We start from the raw sequence: 6,078 nt of genomic DNA, 5'->3' as shown, positions 1-6,078 counted from the left end.
CTGTATGAAATCCCCACACCCTGCTTCTTGCCTTTTCTTTGGTTTACTAATGGCGTTCTGCCTCTATTTCGAATGCTTCGGCCCAGTACCAGTCCACGGACGTGTCTGGCTCCCGTTCGGCTAACGCCTCATACTTGCACGACTGATCAAAGAACATGCCTTCTTTACCGGGGGAGTCATGGGCTTCAGGTATGATACGCATGTCAATGCCACCCAGGGCCTCAAACTCTACGTCAGTGAACAAATGAAAATCTACGGTAGCTGGAGTACTCCTGACCTGTATTACATTGATTTCGAGCAACCGATTAAAACTGATGAGTTAAAATTGCATCGAGGCAAAAAGGGATACTTTACACTCGAGGCCTCCAAACGAATTACCAGGAAAGTAAAACGACGCGTCAGAAACGGTCAGGTCAAAGAACGGGAGCGAAACGCTCGTTTGTACATCGTTTTCGCCGCTAAAACGAAAGAACGTACGGTTGATTATGAACAATTACATAATCAAATCGCTGATCTAATTAGCCAGTTGACTGAGAACTAATGCATCTAAGCAATAAAAGAGTATTGAATGTAGATTACATGTCTGGTAACGATTGTAATCTTTGAACAATGTTCAGGTACTATTCTATAATTTTTACCAAAAAAACAGAGTAAAAGCTAATAAATTATCAAAATATAGTCACTATTCGTCAATACACCGCTGGCCCTGTTACCCTGAAACCAGGTACTTTGCAGGCATCTATTTCACACGATTGCCCTGAATAAAGCCTCTCTGGTAGTTGAATCTTCAGCATACGAAACGTTTCGCTAATTGGGTGAAACGGCACCATTCTATCGTAGGTGGTCGAATGTATTTGCCATGATTCAGTACTGAGGGTCCTGGTTATTTCTTCAAACCCTTCTGAAAATTCGTTCAATGAAATTCTGGTTTGCTACCCTTGCTTTAAGCCTGATCCTTAGTTTTCAGGGTCTATTCGCTCAAGTCATTACAGCTGAAAGTCCTGACAAGTCCCTCGTAGTCAGCCTCTCTTTACAGGCGGAAAAGCTCACGTATAAAGTGACATACAAAGGCACGCCAATGCTTGAAGAATCTCCGTTGGGGCTAGTAACGAATGAAGCCGATTTCTCCACTGGGCTAACGTTTCTGAGCAAAGAGGAATCCAACGTAGACAAGCAGTATACGCAGGATCGAATTAAGAAGTCAGCCATTCATTACACGGCGAATAAACTCGTTTGTCACTTCGAGAATGCCCAGAAAAATAAAATCAGCATCGTTTTTCAGGTCAGTGACCACGATGTGGCTTTTCGGTATGAACTGCCACGCTGGAAGGACCGTACGGTTTGTGTCGTTGAGAAAGAACTAACGGGCTACCGGTTTCCATCGGTCACAACCACCTTTCTTTCTCCCAACATGAAGCCCATGGCGGGTTTTGCCCGTACTACCCCTAGTTACGAAAGTGGATACAGTATCGACGCAACTATGACCGGTCAGCCTTCACGGCCCGAAGGATATGTGTTTCCTGGTTTGTTTCGCATGGGAACCAAGGGCTGGGTATTGTTGTCTGAAACCGGAGTAAGCAGTCAGTTTTGTGCTTCGCATTTGAGTCAGTATCAGGATGGACTATACACCATTGCGTATCCGAGTATGGCCCAGAACAACGGTTTTGGTAGTTCCGGGGCGGCCGTCGCCCTGCCCGGTGCTACCCCCTGGCGAACCATTACCGTGGGTCAGAACCTGCAACCGATTGTAGAAACCACGATTCCTTTTGATCTGGTAGAACCCCTGTATCAGGCTTCCAAGCCTTACAAATATGGAAAAGCAACCTGGAGCTGGATTGTGTGGCAGGATGCCAGTATGAACTACGAGGATCAGGTAAAATTTATCGATCTGGCCAGTACGCTTGGCTACGAGTATATCCTGATGGATGCCCTATGGGACACGAAGATTGGCAAAGAACGCATGGCTCAACTGCTCGACTATGCTCGCTCCAAGAACGTTGAAGCCTTTTTATGGTACAATTCCAACGGATCCGCTAATGATGCACCCCAAGGACCCCACAATAAAATGAGTACGGCCATTGAACGAAAAAAAGAAATGAAGTGGCTGCAACAGGTAGGGGTAAAAGGGATCAAAGTAGATTTTTTTGGCGGAGATAAGCAGGAAACCATGCGTTTGTACGAGGACATTCTTTCCGATGCGAATGATTATCACATCATGGTTGATTTTCACGGTACTACCTTGCCCCGAGGCTGGGAACGCATGTACCCAAACTATGTGGGTAGCGAAGCAGTACTGGCTTCGGAGATGCTGATTTTCTCGCAGGATACTCGCAACAATGAGGCTATCTACGCTTCTTTACATCCTTTCATTCGGAATACCGTGGGCAGTATGGAATTTGGTGGTGTATTGCTTAATAAATACCTCACCAAGAGTAACAAAGAGCGTAACAAGCGTTTAACGACGGACGCTTTCCAATTGGCCACGGCTGTGCTTTTCCAGAACCCGGTTCAGATGTTTGGACTTACGCCCAATAACTTAACCGATGTACCTGCCTTTGAACTCGACTTCCTGAAGAAAGTACCTACCGTTTGGGACGAGACGGTTTACGTAGATGGTTATCCGGGCCAATACGCCGTGATTGCCCGCCGCCACAGAACCCAGTGGTACATCGCGGGCGTCAATGCCCAAAAAGACCCTTTGACCCTGAAAATCCAGCTACCCATGTTGGCGGGGAAAAAGGCTCAGCTATGCAATGACAACGCCTCTAAAGAAACCTACACAAAAGAAGTTCAGATCAAGCAGAATGGTGAATTAACGGTTGAGATACAGCCTAATGGCGGGTTTGTAATCCATTAATCTTCCTTTTTCTTATTGATACTTTCCAAACAGTCCATCGTTTGTGATGCGAGGTAGTGTTTAGCTTGAATTTCAATTTAAAACTTTTATAATCCTTACCCTGGGTTTACTCTGGTTGAGCAAAGTATCCGTATAGCTGTATTCAGTTTATGAAGAGCATTACTACCGGCCCAGGGGGCTGGCCAGGTAGCAGAACGGTTTACTGGAAACAGTAGACCGTTTTTGTATTGCCCGAACAAGTATCGGCTCGTATGAACTAGCTTCTTTATACTCATCCTAATCTACGTTGCCCGTCAGGCAAGCGTATACACTGGAGATTGCTGCCAGAGTGAATTCGTCCACGGTCGCGGACCCGGCATGGAAGCCCGTAAATCCAGAACTCAAGGGTTTTCGCTTAGGCCTGAACCCACGCTGCTTCAATCAACCTATTTACGCTTACCAGCCAATGAAAAGGCTCTTCAGGTCGTGTCTGAAGAGCCTTTATTGACATATCGTGTTTTACTTAACTAGGTTTTTGTGGCAAGTGAGTGGTTTGTAACCAGAACTTTTGTACACTATCCCAAAAATCTTTCAACTCTACGTAATGACTGGGTTTCACTACATATCCGTTTACGCCGAGTCGGTAAGCGGTCTGAATCACTTTTGAATCCTCAGAAGTCGTCAGAATTAAAACGGGTAAGGTTTTCAGCTGTTCATCTTTTCTAATTCGCTCCAGTAAGGACAAACCCGTCAAACCGGGCATGTTAATGTCGAGCAGCAACAAAGAAGGCCAGGTACCCGCCTGCGTCAGGAGTTGCCAGGCTTCTTCGCCGTTATTCACAAATTCCAAAACAAAGTTTCGGGGAGCTTCATTAAAAGATTCCCTAAGTAAGAAACGATCATCTTCGTCATCTTCCGCGGATACTATTAAAAATGATGTTTCTGCCATATACTAAAGCAATTAGGAACTTATGGAGCGGGGCTGTCGAGACCCTTAGTATCTGCTGATGAATTTTATACGAAATTGTTTTACTCGAAAAAGCTTAACTCGTTCAATCAAAAGCTTTTTCAAGATCATAGTTAGTTGCACGGTATACACCGGGGAACGCTCAGACTCTCTCTCCGAAGCTGCTTTTTGTGAACGAAGCAGAAAAGGGTAAGCTGTTCCTTTTTTCAGGCGAAAAACAAAGGTCTGCTTTCGTATAGAAAGGGCGGTGAACAGGGAATGTGTTGCTAAACGTAGTAATTCAACGAATCGTCTCTCATTAAAACTATCGCAAATAACTCATGGATTTGACTACGGACATTCCATTTACCCTTAGAACCAGTCAAAGGTAGGAGAATAATCAACGATTATCAAATAACAAGGAGATCACTCAAACTGGGTTAGTCATTAACAGTTGGTATTTGAGCACCGCGGGACCAAAACATCGTCAGTGAAGACCAGAAGTGAAGCATCTCACTCAGATCCTCGGGTTTGCTTAAATAGGCATTCACGCCCCGCTCGTAGGCCTGATTTTTCAGCTCTTCAGAAGTAAACATAGAAAACATCAACACGGGTACATGATGATACCGGGGCGATTCTTTCAGTTCAGTGAGCAACTCAAGACCATTAATTCCGGGCAGGTCGTAATCCAGTAAAATCAACAAAGGCCGGTAGATCGGTTGTTGCAAGTATTGCTGGGCCTGTTCCGCAGAAGAACACACTTCAAACTGAAAGGCTGCCTGACTTCGCTCGTAACCTATTTTCAGCAACTCCTGATAATCAGGATTATCTTCAACAATTAAAACGGTAGGGTTTGGCATAACGGACACGAATAAAAAGGCACCAGAACTGGTGCCTGCTAAAAAATCATGCAAGAAAACGCTTTCATCAAAAACAAACAAAAATCACCCCAGGTTCGGAACGTGAAAACGGGGTGATTTTAGCAACGTATAGCTTACCTAACAGACTGATTGCAAAAAAACTCGCTTAGTTCCGTATTATTACAAACTTACGATTAGCCAAAAGTTCTATTTTTCACTAAAGCTTCCAGAAAAGAGCCAGTGAAATTAACAGCACCAGCCAATTTGCAGGGCGGTTAAGACATAAATGTAGTTCGACTGACCATTGGATTGGTTCAGCAATTCCTGACCAACTTTCACTTGTAAAGCCGATAAATCCGTCAGTGTCTGGATGACCTGACTGAAGGCCGTATTGCCCCTTCCGACGAAGAGAATCTGTTGGGCTTGCGGCGAGTCCGTCAGGTTCCTGGTCAGGTCTCCCTCTAATTGGTTGTAAACTTCCAGCCGTTGCTTGAGTAAGTCAAACTGCTCGGCCTCTTTATGGGTCAGATTGGTTGCAACGAACTCTGTCATTAGTGAATCGATCTGGCGATTGGAACGATCCAGAGCATAGGTTACGGCGTTGGGTTCCGGCTTGGTTTTGCCAAGCATATAGGACTCGAGCAGGAGCCGCTTGCTATACACCTGTGAGGTTAGTTTAGCAATAATAGCCGTTGGAACCAAGCGATCTTTATAAATGGAGACCGAGGCTTGCTGAATCTGATTAACACTACGTCGACTGAGAAAGATACTGGTCAGGATTAAGCCCAATAAGCTGGCAATCAATAGAGAATTTCTTAGGATTGGGTTATTACGAGGTTTTTCCATACTATAAACGAAGCTAACGATGGTAGTTGAGCAAATCTAAAGCTGATCATAATGGATCTGCCCGGCCATCGGGACGGGATAAAATTAGTGTTGCAATTCTGTAAGCTTGATGCCCAAGATAAGCAATAGCGACTGAAATGACGACCATTTACGAGCATGATGTTTACTTTTTAGATCGTTTTATAGGAAATACAAAAGACCACTTGGCAAATCCTGTCAGATACAGATTACCTTTCTGTAAACCGCCCCAAAGAATACTTTTACCAGAAAAATCAACTAGTTAGGCGTTTGAAAACAATTATGAAAAAGCGAATTTTGATTTAAAATTCTTTTACAGTACGTCGTTTATAGATTGGTCCGTTGCCGTAATTAAAGCTATTTTTAGCTTTGTTACGCATTTCACTTCAACGATTGCTTTATAAATTTTTGGCGGATTTTTTACCAGATTAGATTCAAAATTCAGTGAATTTCTGTTTTTAACTGGGTCAATCTGAACCATAGTAAGCCTTTCCATCTTTCTACTGTCTGACTTACCTAACGGTTGGTGTACTTTTCCTTCAGCTATGGCACGAACGGATTTACAACAAAAC

At 44.1% G+C, this 6,078-nt stretch carries 6 protein-coding genes; 2 read left to right on the top strand and 4 right to left on the bottom strand.

Annotated elements, in window-relative coordinates:
- Positions 1-178: 178 nt before the first annotated feature.
- Together BWI97_RS26325 and BWI97_RS26320 are read left to right on the top strand one after the other, a co-directional pair.
- A complete protein-coding gene (locus BWI97_RS26325; RefSeq protein WP_146011067.1) occupies positions 179-541 on the top strand; it encodes a hypothetical protein in 363 nt (120 codons plus the stop codon).
- Positions 542-916: 375 nt separating this feature from the next.
- Positions 917-2,857 (top strand): glycoside hydrolase family 97 protein, encoded by a 1,941-nt coding sequence (locus BWI97_RS26320; RefSeq protein WP_102203424.1) that lies wholly within the window; start codon positions 917-919, stop codon positions 2,855-2,857.
- 502 nt (positions 2,858-3,359) lie between these two features.
- On the opposite strand, the gene BWI97_RS26315 is transcribed toward BWI97_RS26320, so the two are convergent.
- From BWI97_RS26315 to BWI97_RS28780, 4 genes are all read right to left on the bottom strand, one after another.
- Positions 3,360-3,785 carry a response regulator gene (locus tag BWI97_RS26315; protein WP_094808856.1) on the bottom strand — a complete coding sequence of 142 codons (426 nt, stop codon included), beginning with the start codon at positions 3,783-3,785 and terminating at the stop codon, positions 3,360-3,362.
- Between the two features lie 437 nt (positions 3,786-4,222).
- Positions 4,223-4,723: a response regulator gene (locus tag BWI97_RS26310; RefSeq protein ID WP_102203423.1), complete on the bottom strand. Its 501-nt coding sequence runs from the start codon at positions 4,721-4,723 to the stop codon at positions 4,223-4,225.
- A 165-nt stretch (positions 4,724-4,888) separates the two neighbouring features.
- Positions 4,889-5,488, bottom strand: coding sequence for an MCP four helix bundle domain-containing protein (locus BWI97_RS26305; protein ID WP_233208073.1), 600 nt, complete (start codon positions 5,486-5,488; stop codon positions 4,889-4,891).
- Positions 5,489-5,819: 331 nt separating this feature from the next.
- Positions 5,820-6,078: hypothetical protein (locus tag BWI97_RS28780; protein WP_233208072.1), on the bottom strand; the 259-nt coding region annotated here is incomplete at its 5' end.

The organism is Siphonobacter sp. BAB-5405 (genome assembly GCF_002872335.1).
GTDB lineage: Bacteria > Bacteroidota > Bacteroidia > Cytophagales > Spirosomataceae > Siphonobacter.
The sequence above is the reverse complement of the archived record's forward strand: the minus strand, read 5'-3'. Positions and strand labels throughout refer to the sequence as shown.